General features: G+C 33.5%; 15 protein-coding genes. 3 read left to right on the top strand and 12 right to left on the bottom strand.

Annotated features, from left to right (window positions below; all coding sequences use genetic code 11):
* Positions 1–1,134 (bottom strand): glycerate kinase, encoded by a 1,134-nt coding sequence (locus BN349_RS02040; RefSeq protein ID WP_019240606.1) that lies wholly within the window; start codon positions 1,132–1,134, stop codon positions 1–3.
* A gap of 147 nt (positions 1,135–1,281) precedes the next feature.
* Here BN349_RS02040 and BN349_RS02035 point away from each other — a divergent pair, with 147 nt between their 5' ends.
* Positions 1,282–2,361, top strand: coding sequence for a CdaR family transcriptional regulator (locus BN349_RS02035; protein ID WP_019240605.1), 1,080 nt, complete (start codon positions 1,282–1,284; stop codon positions 2,359–2,361).
* Positions 2,362–2,538: 177 nt separating this feature from the next.
* On the opposite strand, the gene BN349_RS02030 is transcribed toward BN349_RS02035, so the two are convergent.
* On the bottom strand, positions 2,539–3,666 hold the full coding sequence (locus BN349_RS02030) for a CAP domain-containing protein (RefSeq protein ID WP_019240604.1): 1,128 nt from the start codon (positions 3,664–3,666) through the stop codon (positions 2,539–2,541).
* 435 nt (positions 3,667–4,101) lie between these two features.
* On the opposite strand from BN349_RS02030, the gene sstT reads away from it, so the two are divergent.
* Entirely contained in the window at positions 4,102–5,307 is a 1,206-nt protein-coding gene (gene sstT, locus BN349_RS02025) for a serine/threonine transporter SstT (protein ID WP_019240603.1), read from the top strand.
* Positions 5,308–6,130: 823 nt separating this feature from the next.
* On the opposite strand, the gene BN349_RS02015 is transcribed toward sstT, so the two are convergent.
* From BN349_RS02015 to BN349_RS01965, 9 genes are all read right to left on the bottom strand, one after another.
* Positions 6,131–7,636 (bottom strand): malate:quinone oxidoreductase, encoded by a 1,506-nt coding sequence (locus BN349_RS02015; protein WP_026089122.1) that lies wholly within the window; start codon positions 7,634–7,636, stop codon positions 6,131–6,133.
* Positions 7,637–8,682: 1,046 nt separating this feature from the next.
* A complete protein-coding gene (locus BN349_RS02005) occupies positions 8,683–9,243 on the bottom strand; it encodes a sugar O-acetyltransferase (RefSeq protein WP_026089120.1) in 561 nt (186 codons plus the stop codon).
* A gap of 197 nt (positions 9,244–9,440) precedes the next feature.
* Positions 9,441–10,151 carry a trehalose operon repressor gene (gene treR, locus BN349_RS02000; protein WP_198286483.1) on the bottom strand — a complete coding sequence of 237 codons (711 nt, stop codon included), beginning with the start codon at positions 10,149–10,151 and terminating at the stop codon, positions 9,441–9,443.
* A 47-nt stretch (positions 10,152–10,198) separates the two neighbouring features.
* Positions 10,199–11,869: an alpha,alpha-phosphotrehalase gene (gene treC / locus BN349_RS01995; protein ID WP_019240598.1), complete on the bottom strand. Its 1,671-nt coding sequence runs from the start codon at positions 11,867–11,869 to the stop codon at positions 10,199–10,201.
* Positions 11,870–11,895: 26 nt separating this feature from the next.
* A complete protein-coding gene (gene treP / locus BN349_RS01990) occupies positions 11,896–13,323 on the bottom strand; it encodes a PTS system trehalose-specific EIIBC component (RefSeq protein WP_019240597.1) in 1,428 nt (475 codons plus the stop codon).
* Between the two features lie 579 nt (positions 13,324–13,902).
* Entirely contained in the window at positions 13,903–14,769 is an 867-nt protein-coding gene (locus tag BN349_RS01985) for a macro domain-containing protein (RefSeq protein ID WP_019240596.1), read from the bottom strand.
* A 167-nt stretch (positions 14,770–14,936) separates the two neighbouring features.
* The gene (locus BN349_RS01980; protein ID WP_019240595.1) at positions 14,937–15,131 is read right to left on the bottom strand and encodes a hypothetical protein; all 195 of its coding nucleotides are present in this window, start codon (positions 15,129–15,131) and stop codon (positions 14,937–14,939) included.
* Positions 15,128–16,150 (bottom strand): nucleotide-binding protein, encoded by a 1,023-nt coding sequence (locus tag BN349_RS01975; protein ID WP_019240594.1) that lies wholly within the window; start codon positions 16,148–16,150, stop codon positions 15,128–15,130. The genes BN349_RS01980 and BN349_RS01975 overlap by 4 nt, the downstream gene beginning before the upstream one ends.
* Positions 16,151–16,637: 487 nt before the next feature.
* Positions 16,638–16,832, bottom strand: coding sequence for a DUF6366 family protein (locus BN349_RS01965; RefSeq protein ID WP_019240592.1), 195 nt, complete (start codon positions 16,830–16,832; stop codon positions 16,638–16,640).
* 271 nt (positions 16,833–17,103) lie between these two features.
* On the opposite strand from BN349_RS01965, the gene BN349_RS01960 reads away from it, so the two are divergent.
* Positions 17,104–17,592 (top strand): SRPBCC family protein, encoded by a 489-nt coding sequence (locus BN349_RS01960; RefSeq protein ID WP_019240591.1) that lies wholly within the window; start codon positions 17,104–17,106, stop codon positions 17,590–17,592.
* A 598-nt stretch (positions 17,593–18,190) separates the two neighbouring features.
* On the opposite strand, the gene BN349_RS26070 is transcribed toward BN349_RS01960, so the two are convergent.
* A complete protein-coding gene (locus BN349_RS26070; RefSeq protein WP_019240590.1) occupies positions 18,191–18,352 on the bottom strand; it encodes a hypothetical protein in 162 nt (53 codons plus the stop codon).
* Between the last annotated feature and the right edge of the window lie 127 nt (positions 18,353–18,479).

Here is an 18,479-nt window from a genome sequence, read left to right as displayed (position 1 = left end):
TTAGTATGAAATGGAATAAGTACGCAACACTTGCTCTGCTGCTAGTTCAATTAATTCAGCACCACTTTTCATAGCTGTTTGAAGTGACATTGGCGCATTGACTATACTATGAATACTTGTTATCCCATAATCATAGAGCACATCAATACCTTGTCCAATCGATCCAGCTAAAACAAATACTGGTATCTCAAATTTTTGAGCCTCTTGCGCTACCCCCATTGGTGTTTTCCCAGAAGCTGTTTGAAAATCTATTTGCCCTTCTCCGGTAAAAACACAATCAGCACCGATTAGTTTATCTCGCAATTTCGTATACTCTACGACAATATCAATTCCTCTTTTTGTTTTTGATGGAAAAAAAGCTTGAAAAGCTCCTCCAATTCCACCTGCAGCTCCAGCCCCTGGCAAATCGTGCAATCGTATATTAGTCTCTTTTTCCACCATATTTGCCCAATGTGTAAGATTATTATCTAGTTTTTCAACCATTTCAGGTGTTGCTCCCTTTTGCGGTCCAAACACATAGGATGCGCCATTTTTACCTATTAAGGGATTTTGCACATCAGAAGCAATAAGAAATTCACATTCAGCTATACGAGCATCAAACATTTCATCATCAATTTTTATAAGCTGCTGAAGTGATCCACCTCCAAAACCAATGGATCGCCCTTCACTATTTAATAGTTTCATACCTAATGCTTGCAGCATCCCTGCTCCGCCATCATTGGTAGCGCTTCCACCTATAGCTAATATGAACTTTCGACATCCATCATTTAACGCTTGTAAAATCAATTCACCTGTCCCATAAGTTGTCGTAATCATAGGATTTAATTGATCTGGTTCAACTAAATTTAAACCCGATGCGTTCGCCATTTCGATGACACAGGTTTCACCATCACCTAACACGCCATACTCAGCTTGTGTAGGCTCTAGTAAAGGCCCCTTTACCATAACTTGTACCTTTCGACCATTCGTTGCGGCAACTAAACTTTCCATAGTTCCTTCTCCACCATCAGCAACTGGAACTAACACTGTCTCAACATCTTGATCTACTTTTTTGAGACCCCTTTCAATTGCATGCGCGACTTCAATTGCAGTCAAGCTTCCTTTGAATGAGTCTGGTGCAATAACAATTTTCATATTAAGTTCCACCTTATTCAAAACAATTTATTTAATTATAATATCCAAACTGTTATAATACACTATATATTATATACAAAAATCATTACAAATTTTATTAATTTTTTATTTATTTTAACTAAAACATCGAAAAATCGGGGTAATTGTATGTTAACTGAAGAGCTAGCAAATGAAATAGTTTCGCAAACAATGATACGTCTGGATAGAAATATAAACATCATGAATGAAAACGGCATCATTATTGCTTCAGGAGATTCTAAAAGGATACATCATACACATTTTGGTGCAGTTGAAGTGTTGCGAACAGGGAAACCTCTTATTATTCATGAAAATAATATGAGTGAATGGGAGGGTGCCAAACCAGGTATCAATCTTCCAATAACATTTCAGAAGATTACGATTGGTGTCATTGGCATTACCGGTAATCCTGAAGAAATTACGGAGTTCGGGGAGCTTGTCAAAATGATTACTGAAATGATGATCCAACAAGCATTTTTAACCGAACAAATGGAATGGAAACAGCGATTAAAAGAATTAATTTTTGAGGATTTGCTATCAAATAGCATAAGGTACGAATCAATTGATAAAAGATTACACCTTTTAAACTTTAAATTAATAGCCCCCTATCAAGTAGCCATCATTGATTTAGGACAAAAGCAAATCAAGAGAAATGACGTACTACAAATAGCAGAAAGCTCTTTTACTGAACAGCAGGCACTAATCGGCTTTATAAATGTCAACCGTCTGTTTATATTAACTTCTAACCTTGCTGAACATATATTTAAAGATAAATTAAAGCATATTTATCGCATTTTAACAGCTAAAAATCTTTTGATTCGCATTGGTATGGGACTAACTGTTGTAGAACAAGAAAATATTAAGCACTCATATGCAGATTCTATCTCTGCTCTTAAGCACAGCACTAGTGAACTACCCCTTGTTTCTTTTGCTGAAATCGAAACGAAAGCGCTATTGGATCAATTGGATGAACGAACGAGGCAACAATTCTCTACTAGAATACTAGGTAATTTATCGGAGAAACTCCAAGAGACATTGGAACAATTTATCTTCTATAATCTCAATATTGAAAAATGTTCAAGAGGTATGTATATTCATCGCAACTCCCTTATTTACCGAATTAAACAAATAAAAGAATATACAGGCTACGATCCTCAAAACGTAAATGATGTCATTACCTTACAAATGGCAATGTGGATGAGGAAATAAGGTCACATGTTTTACGAGGTTGACTCAATAGATCTTTTTTGATTATTGTATATGGATTAAAAAGTCCATCTTTCTTTAATAAATTAAGCCAATTACATGAATAAGCCCATTATGGAGCGTAGAAGCTATATCAAAAGTGATAAAGCATCACTTTTGATATAGCCTCCTCATCTACTATCATTTCGTATAGTAATTTTGCGTATAATATGGTTGGTTTTCGGCATTAAATGCCACACCAACACCTAAGTACTTATATTCCGGCTTTAGAATATTTTCTCGATGACCTAATGAGTTCATTAAGCCTTCATGAGCATAAATACTACTAAATTGCCCGTGTGCTAAATTCTCTCCTGCTAAAGTGAAAATAAGATGATCTTCTTCCATTCGATCAAAAGGTGACTGGCCTTGTAAGTTCGTATGATTGAAGTAATGATTTTCAGCCATATCCAAACTATGTTTTCTTGCAGTATTTTTAACATGATCATCCCACGTTAACGTTCGTAAAGAATGATTTACCCTAGCCGCATTTGTTAGATCAAACATTTGATACTCAAAACCTTCCTTTAGTTGGTCAGTGGCAGTTGTATAAATCTCCTTTTTTTTCTTCTCTGTACCCCTCTCAATAATTTGAATGGCAGTAACCGTGTTATTTTCATGCTTATCATAAAAAACGGTCACAAAACTATCATCTATTTGAAAGAGATTATAATCTGCATCCATCGGTAGCTGATATAGTATGAGCCCTTTTCGAAGAGTTGTTAAAGGCTTACCTAATTGCTCAAGCACAACCTCCTTGGAACTGCCTAGTTTAATTCCTTTTGTAGAAGAAATTAAATCCTGGTTAGTATATAATCCAACCACTTTATCCATTTCATTGAACATCACATTTACAAAGTTTTGATAATCTTCATGGTAGGTAAACCAATTGGTTTCATATTCATTGTAAGATATTCGCTTCGGCTCTCCTAGCATCGCTATCACATCATTTTTTGAATCTCCAATTTCAATATTATGAATAGAAAAAATATGATCAGCAGGTGCCGTTAATTGAGGCTTGTCAATTTGTTTCGGAGTAGTCTCTTGCATGTTAAATTTATCTTCTATACTACCAATCAAAGCTTGAAAGGAGTTTAGTAAAGCTTGCAACTTATCCTTGAAGGCTTCATTCTCAACCATTGATGAGAATTCATTTTTTATTGTCGCTATAATAGATGAATCGCTTCCCTGTTCAAACTGCTTTCCAATAGACGACCATGATATACCTAAAATAAATATAACGAAGACTATCAGGAATATACGTTTCATCTTTCATTTTCCTTTCAACTTTTTATGAGAGAAATTTAATAGCTATTTATCAGTGTATCCTATTTTTATAAAGAATAAAAAGATGTTTAATTATTGCCATTTTCAAGAAAACTGTTACCTATTAACAAATAATGAATCCTTAACTTATAACCTTTTCAGAACCACATATAAAAATAACGCTATATCAATCTGTAGTACTCAGGTTTATTATAATTCTATACTTTAACCTATACCTCGAGTATCTATTTTTTCTCATTCTATCATGGTAAAAACATTACTTAATAGATTCAATAACTATTTTTAAATAATTAAATATTTAGAAAATTATTTAAAAATATTAATTTTTCTTATATTATAGTAATACATAGTTTGAATAGGGTAACTTGAACTGCTCTCATCTACTATATATTTTTATCACAACAACGGAGGGAAATAATGAAAAATATCATTCAAAAATGGAATAAAGTGAGCCTTGTTAAACAAATACTTATAGGCATCATTATGGGGATTATATTAGCAGTGACTATCCCTAAGGCTGCAAGTTGGATTACTATTTTCGGTTCATTATTTGTCGGCGCTTTAAAGGCAGTAGCTCCGATACTAGTCTTATTCATAGTTATGTCAGCTATTTCTAAACATAAATCTGGACAAAAGACAAATATGAAATCAATTATCATCTTATATGGATTAGGTACATTTCTAGCTGGTTTTGTTGGGGTCATAGCTAGCTTTATCTTCCCAACAACCCTATCACTTGTAGAAGGAGCAAAAGATGTAACTCCTCCTGAGGGGCTTGTGGAAGTACTAAAAACATTACTAATGAACGTCGTAGATAACCCTGTCAATGCCATAATAAATGCCAATTATCTCGGTATACTAACATGGGCCATACTTCTTGGTCTGGCCTTAAAAACTGCATCTGACTCTACTAAAGATATGCTATCTAATTTTTCAGATGCCATTTCTAAATTAGTTAAATGGGTAATCAGCTTGGCACCCCTAGGTATTATGGGACTCGTTTTTGATTCTATTGTTACAAACGGACTTTCTTCTTTACTTGAATACGGAAAATTACTTGCTGTATTAATTGGATGTATGTTACTTGTGGCTTTTGTAGTTAATCCACTTATTGTATACGTGTTTATCCGCAAAAACCCATATCCACTTGTTTTAACTTGTATAAAAGAAAGTGGAATCACAGCATTCTTTACTCGTAGTTCAGCCGCTAATATTCCTGTAAATATGAATTTATGTAAAAAATTAGGTTTGGATAAAGATACGTATTCAGTGTCTATTCCATTGGGAGCTACTATAAATATGGCCGGTGCAGCGGTTACCATTTCAGTATTAACACTTGCAGCCGTTCATACACTTGATATACAAGTCGATATCGTTACAGCTCTTATTCTTAGTGTACTATCCGCCATTTCTGCTGCAGGTGCTTCAGGTGTCGCAGGAGGATCACTTTTACTTATTCCTCTTGCTTGTAGCTTGTTTGGCATTCCAAATGATGTGGCCATGCAAGTTGTTGGTGTTGGTTTTATCATAGGTGTTATACAGGACTCTTGTGAAACTGCTCTGAACTCATCCTCTGATGTCTTGTTTACAGCTACAGCTGAAATGGCTAAAAACCGCCTTTAAACGATTGAAAATAAGAAAAGCGCACTCCACGCCACCCGTGCAGGTCCGTATGAACTAGAGCCCGCTGACTAAGATACAGTTCAACTAATGCTCACACTCGTCTGAGAATTAGTTGAACCAATCGGGCTTTAAGTGACATTGATTCATCTTGTAATTTTGCTAACCTAATGTTGCTTGATGCGGGATAAAGGAAACCATGAAGAGCCAGTCTGTCTAGCTTCATAGGCTCCCCCCCTTGAGATCATTAGCTACATACTTATAGAAACCTTTCAGGATTTCTTTCAAGATGCGTCTTATGCTAGCCTAGGGTAATAAAGCCGATTCAGCCTTTCTTCGTTGGCTAATCGAAGAAAGGTTGGAAGAAGTACTATAGGAGCTGAGCGCTGGAGCTAGACAACAGTCTAGGTCCAAAATGATACACTTTCTTACCATTTTAAAAAGACAAACCTTTCTTCAAAAGAAATCGGTTTGTCTTTTTGTTTTTTCTAATAGATTGTTTTTTAAATGAATTCGATGTATAAAAATAATCGTTAAAACGTTAGTTAATTGATGAGACTTCTAATAGAGTAGAGGATCAGCTGATATCCTACAAATGCTATGCGCCAGGCAAGCCTACAGCCACCACTCAAGCAATCTGGTATTACTTTTCTTTATAGGGTTGGTATATCAATCACTAACCTTTTACCTAAAAAAATAAAAGGGCTATTCCCAACGAATGAGAAGCCCTTTTTCAATAGAACAGCAAAATACGTATTCTACGTTACTATTATATATTAACTCTAAATCATAAATTGTAGATTATATATTTTAAAAATCCGACTACTTATCTTTGCGTCTGTAACTCCTTGCTTTCAGCAAGACCTAGTGCCTTCGCAGTTGAAGAATGGATTTCGTGGAATAGATCTGGGCTCTCCACTAATGACACGCCATAAGAAGGGATCATTTCTTTTATTTTCGGTTCCCACTCTTTTAACTGTTGTGGGAAACATTTTTTGATTACCTCTAACATAACATGAACGGCAGTAGAAGCTCCTGGTGAGGCTCCAAGCAATGCAGCCACTGAGCCATCAGCTGAACTAATTACTTCCGTACCAAATTGAAGTGTTCCTTTTCCACCAGCAACGGTATCTTTAATAACTTGTACGCGTTGTCCTGCAACCACGATATCCCAATCTTCGCTTTTTGCAGTCGGAATAAACTCACGCAACTCTTCGATACGTTGTTCTTTTGATAACATAAGTTGTTGGACAAGATATTTTGTTAATGAAAGGTTTTTCGCTCCTCCCGCTAACATAGTGAAAACATTGTTTGGTTTTACAGAACCTATTAAGTCCATATTTGAACCCGTTTTTAAGAATTTTGGTGAGAAACCAGCGAACGGTCCAAATAGTAATGATTTTTTATTGTCGATATATCGTGTATCTAGATGTGGTACAGACATTGGAGGAGCACCAACTGCAGCTTTCCCATATACTTTTGCATGATGCTGCTCTACAACCTCTGGATTGTTACATACTAAGAATAATCCACTTACTGGGAATCCACCAACATGTTTACTTTCAGGAATACCAGTTTTTTGTAATAAATGAAGGCTACCACCACCTCCGCCAATAAAGACGAAATCTGCATTATGGTATTCAAGTTTGCCACTATCACTATGGACTTTCACTTCCCATGAGCCGTCGCTAGTACGTTTAATATTATCCACTTTGTGATTGTATTTAATGTCAACATTTTTGCGTTCTAAGTGGTCGATTAACATACGTGTTAAAGCACCAAAGTTGACATCCGTTCCAGAATCAATTTTTGTTGCTGCAATAGGTTCAGCTGAAGTACGCTCTTGCATAATAAGCGGAATCCATTCCATCAGTTTTTTTGGATCATCAGAGAATTCCATACCCTCGAATAGATGATTGTTCGAAAGCGCTTCAAAACGTTTTTTCAAGAACTCCACATTGTTCTCTCCTTGAACTAAACTCATATGAGGCAATGGCATGATAAAGTTCTGTGGATTACTGATTAAATTGTGGTTTACTAGATAAGACCAAAACTGTCTTGAAACCTGAAACTGTTCGTTAATTTTGATAGCTTTACTAATATCGATAGAGCCGTCTTGTTTTTCAACGGTATAGTTAAGCTCACACAACGCAGAGTGCCCTGTTCCTGCATTATTCCATTCGTTAGAGCTCTCCTCTCCAGCTTTATCGAGTTTCTCAAAAACTGTAATGTTCCAGTCTGGTACTAATTCTTTCAGGAGTGTTCCCAAAGTCGCACTCATGATTCCGGCACCAATTAAGATAACGTCTGTTCTAGTTTGTTTGTTGCTCATTTTTCCCATCCTTATACCCCTAAGATTTACAGAAAGGATGTAGGTGCTCCCTGATTTGGCGTCACAGCAAGTAAGGGAACGCCAAAGTCGCATACACCTTTTCTGCATCAATTATACCCTGATCATAGTATATCACTATTATTTATATTTTAAAAATTTCTACTATTATATATTAATTAGTATATCACTTTTATTCACGATTTGAAATATATATTATTTTAGCAATAATTAGTATATCTCTTTTTCGTAACCAAAAAATGTATATTGTAATAAATAACCATAAGTATGGCACTATTATTAAAGATTTATAAACGTCCACTATTATATGAACATAATAAGCTATATAAAATTTAGTAAAAAGTGTTAAGAACACCTATCAGGTCTTAGTAATACACAAAAGCTCGGATCTTTAGCTCTCCTCTCACAAACGTTAAGGGTTGGTTTACTAAAACCAGATGTCACCCACTTTCTTCTTTGTTGAATTACAGACGATTGATTTAGGTTTTGCACTAAAAAATATGGCTTTTTCTAACGGTTCATCGAAGCATTTAGCCGAATGGCAATCAAATGCAAATAACATAAAAAAAGTGATTACTGATAAAGATGGATACTACTTTGAAGGTAGAACTTTTATATATATAAATTACATTACACAAGAGGGACATCTATATTCATCTGTTCTTTTTTCATTGAGGCTATTTTCACGAATATAGGCAAAGTTAAATTCCGCTCTTGGGTGGTCGGTGCTCCTGTAGGAGTCCCGCTACTTACGCTCCATTCGACTTTGGAATACCATATTTATTCAACGAACTTATTTAAAAACAACAATCTTTTAGAAAACAGTCTAAATAAAAAACAAAAAAAGCGAAGTGAAAAATTTCACTTCGCTTTGATATTAAAGATTGATCGAACTGGAGTTCATTTATAAAAATATAATCTTCCAAAAGTCTTCATTGCACATATAGCTCAAAACCGCACGTGAAATCAATCACATAAAAGGATTGAATGTAACGAAATGCAGCACTTTCTTATGAAGTTACACAATTTTATAAATCTATTTGCTTAATTATTTTTGCAGGGTTTCCACCAACTACTACATTATCAGGAACATCTTTAGTAACTACAGCACCAGATGCGATTACAGCATTGTTTCCTATTGTTACTCCAGGATTTATCACAGCACTGCCTCCAATCCATACATTATCTCCTATACGAATAGGCTTTGCATATTCTTTTCCTGAATTACGTTCGATTGGATGAAGTGGATGAGTAGCTGTGTAGATTTGTACACCAGGTGCCAACATACAATTATCTCCGATTCTTACTTCACATACATCTAAGATTGTACAATTAAAATTTGCAAAAAAGTTCTCTCCAACATGTGTATTATATCCATAATCAAAACGTATATTAGGCTCCATAAAGACATTTTCTCCCGTTGAACCTAATAATTCTTTTAATATTTCAATACGTTTATCATTTTCTGTTTCCGTCGTTTGATTATAGATTCTCACTAGACGTCTTGCGTTTATACGATCATTTACCAACTCAGAATCTGCAGGATTATACATTTCTCCTGCTATCATTTTTTCTTTTTCTGTTTTCATCATGATTGTTCCTTTCTTTTAAAGGTAATAAGTACTTTTCCCTGCTAACTAATTTGTACAAAAACTAAAATCCTTTAATAAAAAGGATTTTAGTATATAAACGCGAGTATAGAAATAAAAATTAAATCGGTATCCAAGTTTGTCTTTACTTTTAAAAACAAATCTCATTTAATGATGGCATCTAATAGTTTCTCTTGTTACCTTCTAGCAAAGTCAACAAACTTAAATTTATCTGGTCTGTGTCTTGACTCTGTGAATTGAAAAAGACTAGTATCGTCTAAGTATGTGTAACTTTTAATAACAACAATCATATCGAATTCTTTCATATCTAAAGACATCTTATCTTCATCATTAGCCATTTGAACAGTAATTTCTTTTCGAGCGTAGGCAATTTTGTATCCCAACTCACCTTCAATATAGCTATAAAGGGAATCCTGACAAATCTCTTCTGTTAGCTGACCAACAAACTTCTCTGGAATATAATCTTTATCCAAAATAATTTTTTGTCCATCAATGATTCTCTTTCTAATGATTGTCCATACTTTCTCATTAGATTGGAGTCCTAACTTCTTCGCTATCTTTTTACTTGGAATACTACAATCCAACCCTTTGACTTCTGTTGTAACGGTATCACCTAATTGGTCTGTCAATTCTTTGAAGGACACGACCTTTGATACAGGAAAGTCGAATTTTTGAATATCTAATACAAATGAACCTTTGCCGTTCACTTTCGCAATATAGCCATTTTGCTCTAATTTATTTAATGATTTTCGAATTGTATCACGAGAAACGCTGTAATAATCCATTAAGCTTTTCTCAGATGGCAATTTATCATCAGCCACATACACTTCGTTTTCAATTTTATCAACGAGATCATTATAAATATTTACGTATTTCTTATCCATTATTATCACCGTAAATATTCTATCATAAATTATTTAAAAAGGAATTATCTCTAATTATTTAAACCTACATAATATACAATTGATTGATATGGTTTAAGAGTCATTTCACAACTTAATGCAGGTGTACTTTCATAATTTCCAATTAAAACAGAGCTATTTTCTACACGCTCTATTAAATCATTTGGCAATTGTACTTCAGTGTCTTCACCATAGAAATTATTTATAACAATCAACATTTTATTTTCGAATGATCTTGTATAAGCCATAACCTTATCATGAGCCTCTAAAATCATTTGGAAATCGCCCTCTGCAATAATCGGGTATTGCTTACGTAAAGAAATGAGCTTTTGATAGAAATAAAAGACTGAGTTCGAATCCTCTAGTGCATTCTTTGCATTGATTTCTTTCGCTGAATCTCCAAGTGAAATCCACGGTGTTCCCGTAGTAAAGCCTGCATTTTCTTCATCATTCCATGGAATCGGTGTTCTAGAGTTATCACGTGATTTGCTTTTCAAAATCTCGAGTATTTCTTGCTCTGGCACACCTTGCTCTTTCAAAATATGATAATAATTGATCGATTCAACATCTCTATATTGTTCAATGCTGTTGAAATGCGGATTAGGCATACCGAATTCTTCACCTTGATAAATATATGGTGTTCCTCTCATCATATGAACAGTTGTCGCAAGCATCTTTGCACTTTCTTTATGATACTCCTGATCATTACCAAATCGAGAAACAATTCGTGGTTGATCGTGATTACACCAGAAAACCGCACTCCAGCCATTCCCCTCTTGAATACCTTCCTGCCATGTTTTGAATATATCTTTTAACATAGGAAAGTCGAAATCCATTAACGTCCATTTATCTTGATTTTTATAATCAACTTTTAAATGATGGAAGTTAAATACCATGGATAACTCTTTTTCTTCTGGATTTGAATACTTTATACAATGATCGATTGTTGTTGATGACATTTCTCCAACAGTGATGACATCCTCATGCTTTCCAAAAGTTTTTTCATTCAACTCTTTTAAATACTCATGTATTTTCGGACCATCTGTATAAAATCTTCTGCCATCTCCTACTTCATCATCTTCGAAAATTTCCGGCTTAGAGATTAAGTTAATAACATCTAGTCTAAATCCTTTAACTCCCTTATCTAACCAGAAATTAACCACCTTATAAATTTCTTCTCTAACTTCTGGGTTCTCCCAATTCAAATCACCCTGGGTAACATCGAATAAGTGCAAATAGTATTCTTGAAATTCTTCTCTATATTCCCATGCCGACCCACCAAATTTAGAAATCCAATTTGTTGGTTCCTTATCTTCTTTTCCTTCTTTCAGGATATAAAAGTTTTTATACTTTTCTTCTCCTTGTAACGCTTTTTTGAACCATTCATGCTCTGTTGAAGTATGGTTAAAAACCATATCTAGCATAATATCGATATTTCTTTTACTCGCTTCTTCAACCAATTGTTCAAAGTCTGCCATCTCACCAAACAATGGATCAATCTTATAGTAATCTGCAATATCATAGCCATTATCTTTTTGTGGTGAAATATAAAATGGAGTTAACCATATATAATCCACGCCAAGTTTCTGTAAATAATCTAGCTTCTCGATAACACCTCGTAAATCACCGATACCATCACCATTGGAATCATTAAATGAACGAGGGTATATTTGATAAACAACGCTTTGTTTTAAATTCTTCACGAAATCCACTTCACTTTCATTCCTAGTTAGTTTTGTACTGGTTGATATGTTGGTAATTTACGTCTTCCTAAAATCATCGTTAGTACAAACGGAATAACGATTGCTACAACCATAGAAATCGCAAAACTTCCCATACTACTTGTCTGCATCGATAGAATACCTGGAATTCCACCAACACCAATTGAGTTAGCCATTGCACCGCTGCTAACAGAAATAATCGCAGCTGCACTTGAACCAATCATTCCTGCAATGAATGGGAACATATATTTCATGTTGACACCAAATAAAGCTGGTTCTGTTACACCTAAATATGCTGAAATACATGCAGGTACATTGACTTGCTTCGCATCATTATCTTTACGTTGTAAAAACACCATCGCAAGAACAGCCGAACCTTGAGCAATATTAGATAGTGCAATCATCGGCCAAAGTGAAGTTCCACCCATTTCAGCAATTAATTGAAGATCAATCGCATTTGTCATATGATGTAATCCAGTGATGACTAACGGTGCATATGCAAAACCAAATAAAGCTGCAAATAACCAACCAAATGTAGATGTTAAACCTGCATATACAACAGAAGAAATCCACTCACCAATAGTCCAACCAATTGGCCCTAACACTGTATGAGCAAGTAACACGGAAGGAATCAATGCAAAGAATGGAACGATAATCATTGAAATAGATGATGGACAGATTTTTCTAAGTCCTCTTTCCAAATACACTAAAACAAACCCTGCTAAAATAGCTGGGATTACTTGTCCTTGATATCCAATCATATCAATTTGAACAAAGCCAAAATCCCATACTGGTATTTCTCCACCACCAGCAACTGCATACGCATTCAATAACTGAGGAGATACCAACGTAATACCTAAAACTATACCTAGTATTTGAGACGTTCCCATTTTTTTAGTAACAGCCCACACAACCCCTACAGGTAGGAAATGGAATATCGCTTCCCCAATGATCCAGAGAAAACTATGCAGGCCAGCCCAAAATTGTGAGATTTCAACTAGTGTTTTCGTTCCATCTTCGAACATTTTTACATCGCCAATAATATTTCTGAAACCTAATACTAATCCACCAACAATTAACGCCGGAATAATTGGTGCAAAGATTTCAGCTAAATTAGCCATCAATCTTTGAATAAAGTTCATATTATTCTTGGCCGCTTGCTTCGCATCTTCTTTACTAACCGAATTAGCACCTGACAATTCTACAAAATCGTTATAAAAAACAGAAACATCATTACCAATAATGACTTGAAATTGCCCAGCTTGAGAAAATACTCCTTTTACAATCTTTAAACTTTCAATTTTTTCTTTATTAGCTAATGATGGATCTTGCAAAACAAATCGCATACGTGTTGCACAATGTGTAACAGCACCGACATTTTCTTTTCCACCAATATATTCAAGTAAGTCTTTTGCTTCACTTGCATATTTCCCCACTGAAAATACCTCCTTGTTTTATAGCTATACGTATAGGTTACACCGACATTTTACCTATACGTACAGGTTTTTGTCAACGTTTTCAATTGAAATTAGTTTTTTTAGATTTATCAAAATTGCTAAGCGTTTCTTATCTATTTGAAAGGATCGATCAATAATCAAACCTGAAATCTTCAAGATATGTTTTCAAAAAAGCTGTTTTCTCCTACTTTGTTACCTATGAATAAGTAATGTGTATAGGTAGAGTTGAATTCGGCTACAGGATGTTCGCTTTTCAGAGGAGTCTTGCACCTTACGCTCAACCAGCCTCTATATTCATCATTTATTGAACTCCCTTATTTTTATTATCCGTAAAATACTCTACATCCATTTGGTTTAATGTCTTTTATAGAACAACGACCTATCATAAATAATAGTGGCACTATTATTTGAAATATATTCTTGTCAATGAAAAACCACAAACTAAGCTATCATTATTAGTAAAAATGATCAAAAAAACACCCTATTAATCATAGAGTGTTTTATATCGATATAATTGAATTTTCTTTAGCCTATCTCGCTAGCAACATAGCCCCATTTCTATACACCTTTTTTCTCTAATTCTTTTAATTTATAAAAATTAAGCTCCTTTTTTTGATTTTCTTGAATAACAATCTTTATTTTTGAAGGTTCTTTAAATTTCACTTTACTAATTTTAAAAGTCCAAATAAGTACCTCAAGTAATTCTTGATTAGTTGCAGAAAAATCTCTATGTCTTGTAATACCTGCCCCTAATAATGGAAGTACCACCGTTCTTCGGTTATATAATGCATTTACTTCAGTCCAAAATTTCAATAGACAAGTAGCATATTCTGTTAATCTTAAATTTGCTTCATTCTTTTCATTAAATTTTGAAAATGCAACAAGGAAATAATCGTCATCTTTAAAAATACTTCCTAGTTCATACCTTGTCGTATTGCCTCCAAGCTCTCTTTGAACCTCATATTCCTTAATATTTTTTTGCAATCTACGATCTTTCAATACTTTATTATTGAATTTTTGAATATCCTCTTCTCTCGGATATTTTTTCATTATGTATTGTCCGTTTAAAGAATTTTCAGAAATTAAATCATCGTCCACTAGAGTATCAAAGAACTCATTAAATGCTATAACCTTATAATCATTCGGATCTTGATTAAAAATATCACCAACTGATATTTCAAAGGTAGAACCATCCAAATTTAAAGAAATAGAATCCAAGCTAGTCGATCTAAAAGTATATATAACCATATAAACAAAAGAAATACTAACTAAAATCCAAAAGATTGATGTCTTAAATGAAATATCAAAAAAAGAAAGAAAAGCAGTTGTCGCAGCGAATAGTAAACTTGGCGCTGTCCAAGCATTTTGCCAAAAACTTTTTTCGAAAATTAGTTCTTTTACTTTTTTAACCCTTCTATTATTCATAATTTTATACCATTCCACCTTATCATTCTGTATTAGTATTCATTTGTAAAGATTCGCAAATTATCTATAGAAAGACATTGTTTTAGGTATCTTGGTTTAATATGCAAATAGAAAAAACCTTGAACTCTACCGAAATCAAGGTTTATTAACATTCATGATTACTTATGTTACGCTTTATTTTCAAAAGGAATCCCATAATTAGCTTTTTTTCTAAATACGACAGTTCCTTTTGCTTCTTTTCCATTTACTAAAGCTCTAGCTAATGTATTCTTCTCAGGTAAAACAATAGATTCATTAAGTTTTTTCATTTCTGCGTCTGTTACTAGTTTTCTTATTGTTTCTACATTTATAATTCTGGTCACTGAGACGCACCTCCTAATAGATCATTTACAGTCTTCATAAGTTCACTATTCATGGGAATCAACAACTTTATCTCTTCCTCGCTTAACTCTCTTGAACCATTAATTGTAACTGTTAAGACTAAATCATTTTGTATAGGATAACATATTAGATATGTTTTCACAAAATGATCTTCTGTTTTAAGAATCAATTCTTCACTTTTATTAAAACAATCAATAACAAGTATTCGATCTTTATGATTGTCATCTTTACCCTGGTTTATATTAAAGGGATAAAAATCCACCTGCCCTTTTTTACCAGAAACATGTTTCAATCCTTCAGAATTTGTTTTTTTCCACGCCCCGACTCCATTAATACTGAAATCTGGATAAATAGCATACACACTACGTAGAGCATCCGTTAATACATGGTATAGATTAGAATTATTTGAACTAATAAGTTCTTTTGTTATCTTTAGAATAAACATAGCGATTGCATCTCTTTCCGCTTGTCTTATTCTTACTAGTTCTAAAAGTTTCTTAGGATCTTCGAATGCACCATATTCAGTTATTACTTTGCTTATTTCACTACAAGCAATACTTACTGCAGCATCCGTATTTTCTCGCTCGAAATCATATGTCAAAGGGTTTAGTCCTGTAAAATCAGAGAGTAAATGATAATTTGTAGAATTTGGATCGCTAATATCATCAGTAACACTACTATGAGGTATTAGAAAAAACACTCTTCCTCTCTTAAGTTTTCCCCAGAATAGGCCCATTTCAAACAAGGTATTATCACGAGTCATAACATAGTTTTTACCTCGTATATTAACAAAATCATCAGGAGAACATATAAACACAGCAAAATCACTTCTATCTAACTGAGCTTCAAGATCTTCCATAGGATATCTAAGAGGTTGAAATACACCGGCTGACCATGGAGTAACTTCTGCAACATAGTTAAGAGCTTTTTGAACGGCATACACATATTTCAAAGCTTCTCTAGAAGATCCTATAAAAACTCTTGGATTATTTTTTTTCATACTTCCTCCTAAATTTACGTATTAAAAAAGAGATCATAAAGTTAGGTCATATAAAATCCAACTCAGAAAATATACAATATTTGGTATTTATATTATACATCTTATTCATAAGGTCTGTCAGCATAAATGTTTTGTTAACGTAATTTATCTAAATGTAGTAAATCATCAAATTTTGTGTTGGCTTAATTTTAAGAAAAAAGAGGTAAAATAATGCTTGATTATGTAAATAAATTTACATGGAGCTTGTTAAAATAAAGAATTTTTCTCTTCTTTATTTTATTGTATCCAAAAATTCTGTTTTGCATAATACAATCATTTTGAAATACTCCTACCTCCCTTATCAAAATCTACCCAAGCTAAGATGCTCATTTAGTACCCTAACAAAAACACTATTCGTTGATAGTGACATTTTTCATCTCAAGAGAGAGCTCCTTCCATTTAGTGAACCGTTTTTTAAATATGTACCAATAAAAAAGAAAGATTATTTTCAATTAGAACAATAAGACAGTATTAGAAAAATGCTAATAATGATTACTAAAGCAATTATTTTTGTAAAACAACCACCTTTTGCAGATGCTCCCAAATTCCCAATCATTGATTGATTAACAGAGTCCGATAAATTCGCTACTGGATTCTTTTTATATTTCTTAATTCGTTTTCTTTCTTGATTATTTTCGTTCATAATACTCCCCCTATGTGGCTACACTCCATTTTTAAATATTTATCTGTTGATATTACATTTTCACGTATATGTTTTTCTTTATCTATCAAAACTTCAACTAACCCATCTATCTGATTTCATAAATCTTTTATAAACCAATTATAACCCCATCTCAAATTGATTTTTAGCGTCTAGCATCAGAAACCTCTTATATATTATGAAAAAAAATAACATTTTCATCATTTATATGCTACACTCTAACTAATTGAATATTTAAAAGGAGGTTTAAAAAATGATAAACACAATGAATGAAAAATTTATAAAATCACAGGTTGAGATTAACGCTCCAAAAGGTCTAGTCTGGTTAGCATGGACTGTCTCTGAGCGTGTTTCAGAATGGTTTGCTCCTGAATCAGTCATTGAAGCGAGAGAAGGAGGTTCATATGAACTCTATTTCATTCCTGGTAATAGAGAAGAAATGAATACTAAAGGTTGTAAAGTAACAAAAATAGATACAAACAATGAACTTCATTTTACCTGGAAGGCTCCAGACCCTTTTAAAAGTTTGATGAATAATGAAAATAATTTAACTAGAGTTCAAGTTACATTTGAAGAATTAATAAATGGGATTACCAAAGTGACAGTTCATCATATTGGTTTTGGTAAAGATGACAGTTGGAAAGAAGCGTTTGATTGGCATGTGATGGCGTGGTCAGAAGTATTAAATAGTTTGAAAGAGAAGATTGAAAATGGTGAAGGCCATTTGTGCTGTCAACCATAAGCAAAAATTCTCACTTATTCAAAACGGGTTGACTTTCTTTTGGTAAGTATAAAGTAACCCGTTATCACCGCTATAACTTCTCCATAACTGATATGAATACGATAGTAGGTATCTAGTTTTAAAGTGATCTCATATCACCCACTTTCATATAACTGACTTATCTTTAAGAATTCTGTTTCGTATGAATCCCAAGCAAGACCTTCATTTTTTGTATAATGATTACATCCTACGGGAGCAGCGGGACAGGTTAGCCCCCGGAAAGCGAGCATCCTGGAGCGAAATTCAACTCAGCCTATATTCACTACTTATTCATCGGAAAAAAAATATACGAAAACAATCCCCAAAATTTTTTCATTATTTAAATATAATAATTAATATATTCAAAAGATGAGTATCTGAATTTTCTCACATGCACATTACATGTAAGTAATATTTCTTTACCCAACCCAAATAGGTTCAATTTTCCAAAGAAGCCTAAAACACGAACATTTTTTATAAACCACATCAATATCCGAGAAAAATAATACGTTAGAAATATGATTACAACAAACAAAACACGAATATTAACAAAATATAACTTAATAAATATATGTTTTTTCTAAAATTCCCCTCTTGTCAAGTTAATATTATCAAGTCTTCCCTGTTCATCTGGGGTTATATGATGAATCCCTTCATCACATGAGATTTCTGTAAATAATTCAACATCTTTCACTGTAAAAGTCCGTTCAAACGTAATAATATCTCCTACTTTTAGTGCCATATGAATCTCTCCTTATTCAGAAAAAATATTTTATATTATCAGAAATATATTAAACAGCTCATCCCTCATTTCCTTCTTCTTCCACAAAACCACTTCTTTAGTCCAATAAAAAGCAGAGTCAAAAATG

The organism is Bacillus sp. AP8 (genome assembly GCF_000321185.1).
In the GTDB taxonomy this organism is placed as follows: domain Bacteria; phylum Bacillota; class Bacilli; order Bacillales; family DSM-1321; genus Bacillus_AD; species Bacillus_AD massilioanorexius.
The sequence above is the reverse complement of the archived record's forward strand: the minus strand, read 5'-3'. Positions and strand labels throughout refer to the sequence as shown.

Excerpts from the sequence above, each read along its gene's own strand:
- BN349_RS02040 (WP_019240606.1), bottom strand. The coding sequence starts at position 1,134 with ATGAAAATTGTTATTGCACCAGACTCATTCAAAGGAAGCTTGACTGCA.
- BN349_RS02035 (WP_019240605.1), top strand. The coding sequence starts at position 1,282 with ATGTTAACTGAAGAGCTAGCAAATGAAATAGTTTCGCAAACAATGATA.
- BN349_RS02030 (WP_019240604.1), bottom strand. The coding sequence starts at position 3,666 with ATGAAACGTATATTCCTGATAGTCTTCGTTATATTTATTTTAGGTATA.
- sstT (WP_019240603.1), top strand. The coding sequence starts at position 4,102 with ATGAAAAATATCATTCAAAAATGGAATAAAGTGAGCCTTGTTAAACAA.
- BN349_RS02015 (WP_026089122.1), bottom strand. The coding sequence starts at position 7,636 with ATGAGCAACAAACAAACTAGAACAGACGTTATCTTAATTGGTGCCGGA.
- BN349_RS02005 (WP_026089120.1), bottom strand. The coding sequence starts at position 9,243 with ATGAAAACAGAAAAAGAAAAAATGATAGCAGGAGAAATGTATAATCCT.
- BN349_RS01985 (WP_019240596.1), bottom strand. The coding sequence starts at position 14,769 with ATGAATAATAGAAGGGTTAAAAAAGTAAAAGAACTAATTTTCGAAAAA.
- BN349_RS01975 (WP_019240594.1), bottom strand. The coding sequence starts at position 16,150 with ATGAAAAAAAATAATCCAAGAGTTTTTATAGGATCTTCTAGAGAAGCT.
- BN349_RS01965 (WP_019240592.1), bottom strand. The coding sequence starts at position 16,832 with ATGAACGAAAATAATCAAGAAAGAAAACGAATTAAGAAATATAAAAAG.
- BN349_RS01960 (WP_019240591.1), top strand. The coding sequence starts at position 17,104 with ATGATAAACACAATGAATGAAAAATTTATAAAATCACAGGTTGAGATT.
- BN349_RS26070 (WP_019240590.1), bottom strand. The coding sequence starts at position 18,352 with ATGGCACTAAAAGTAGGAGATATTATTACGTTTGAACGGACTTTTACA.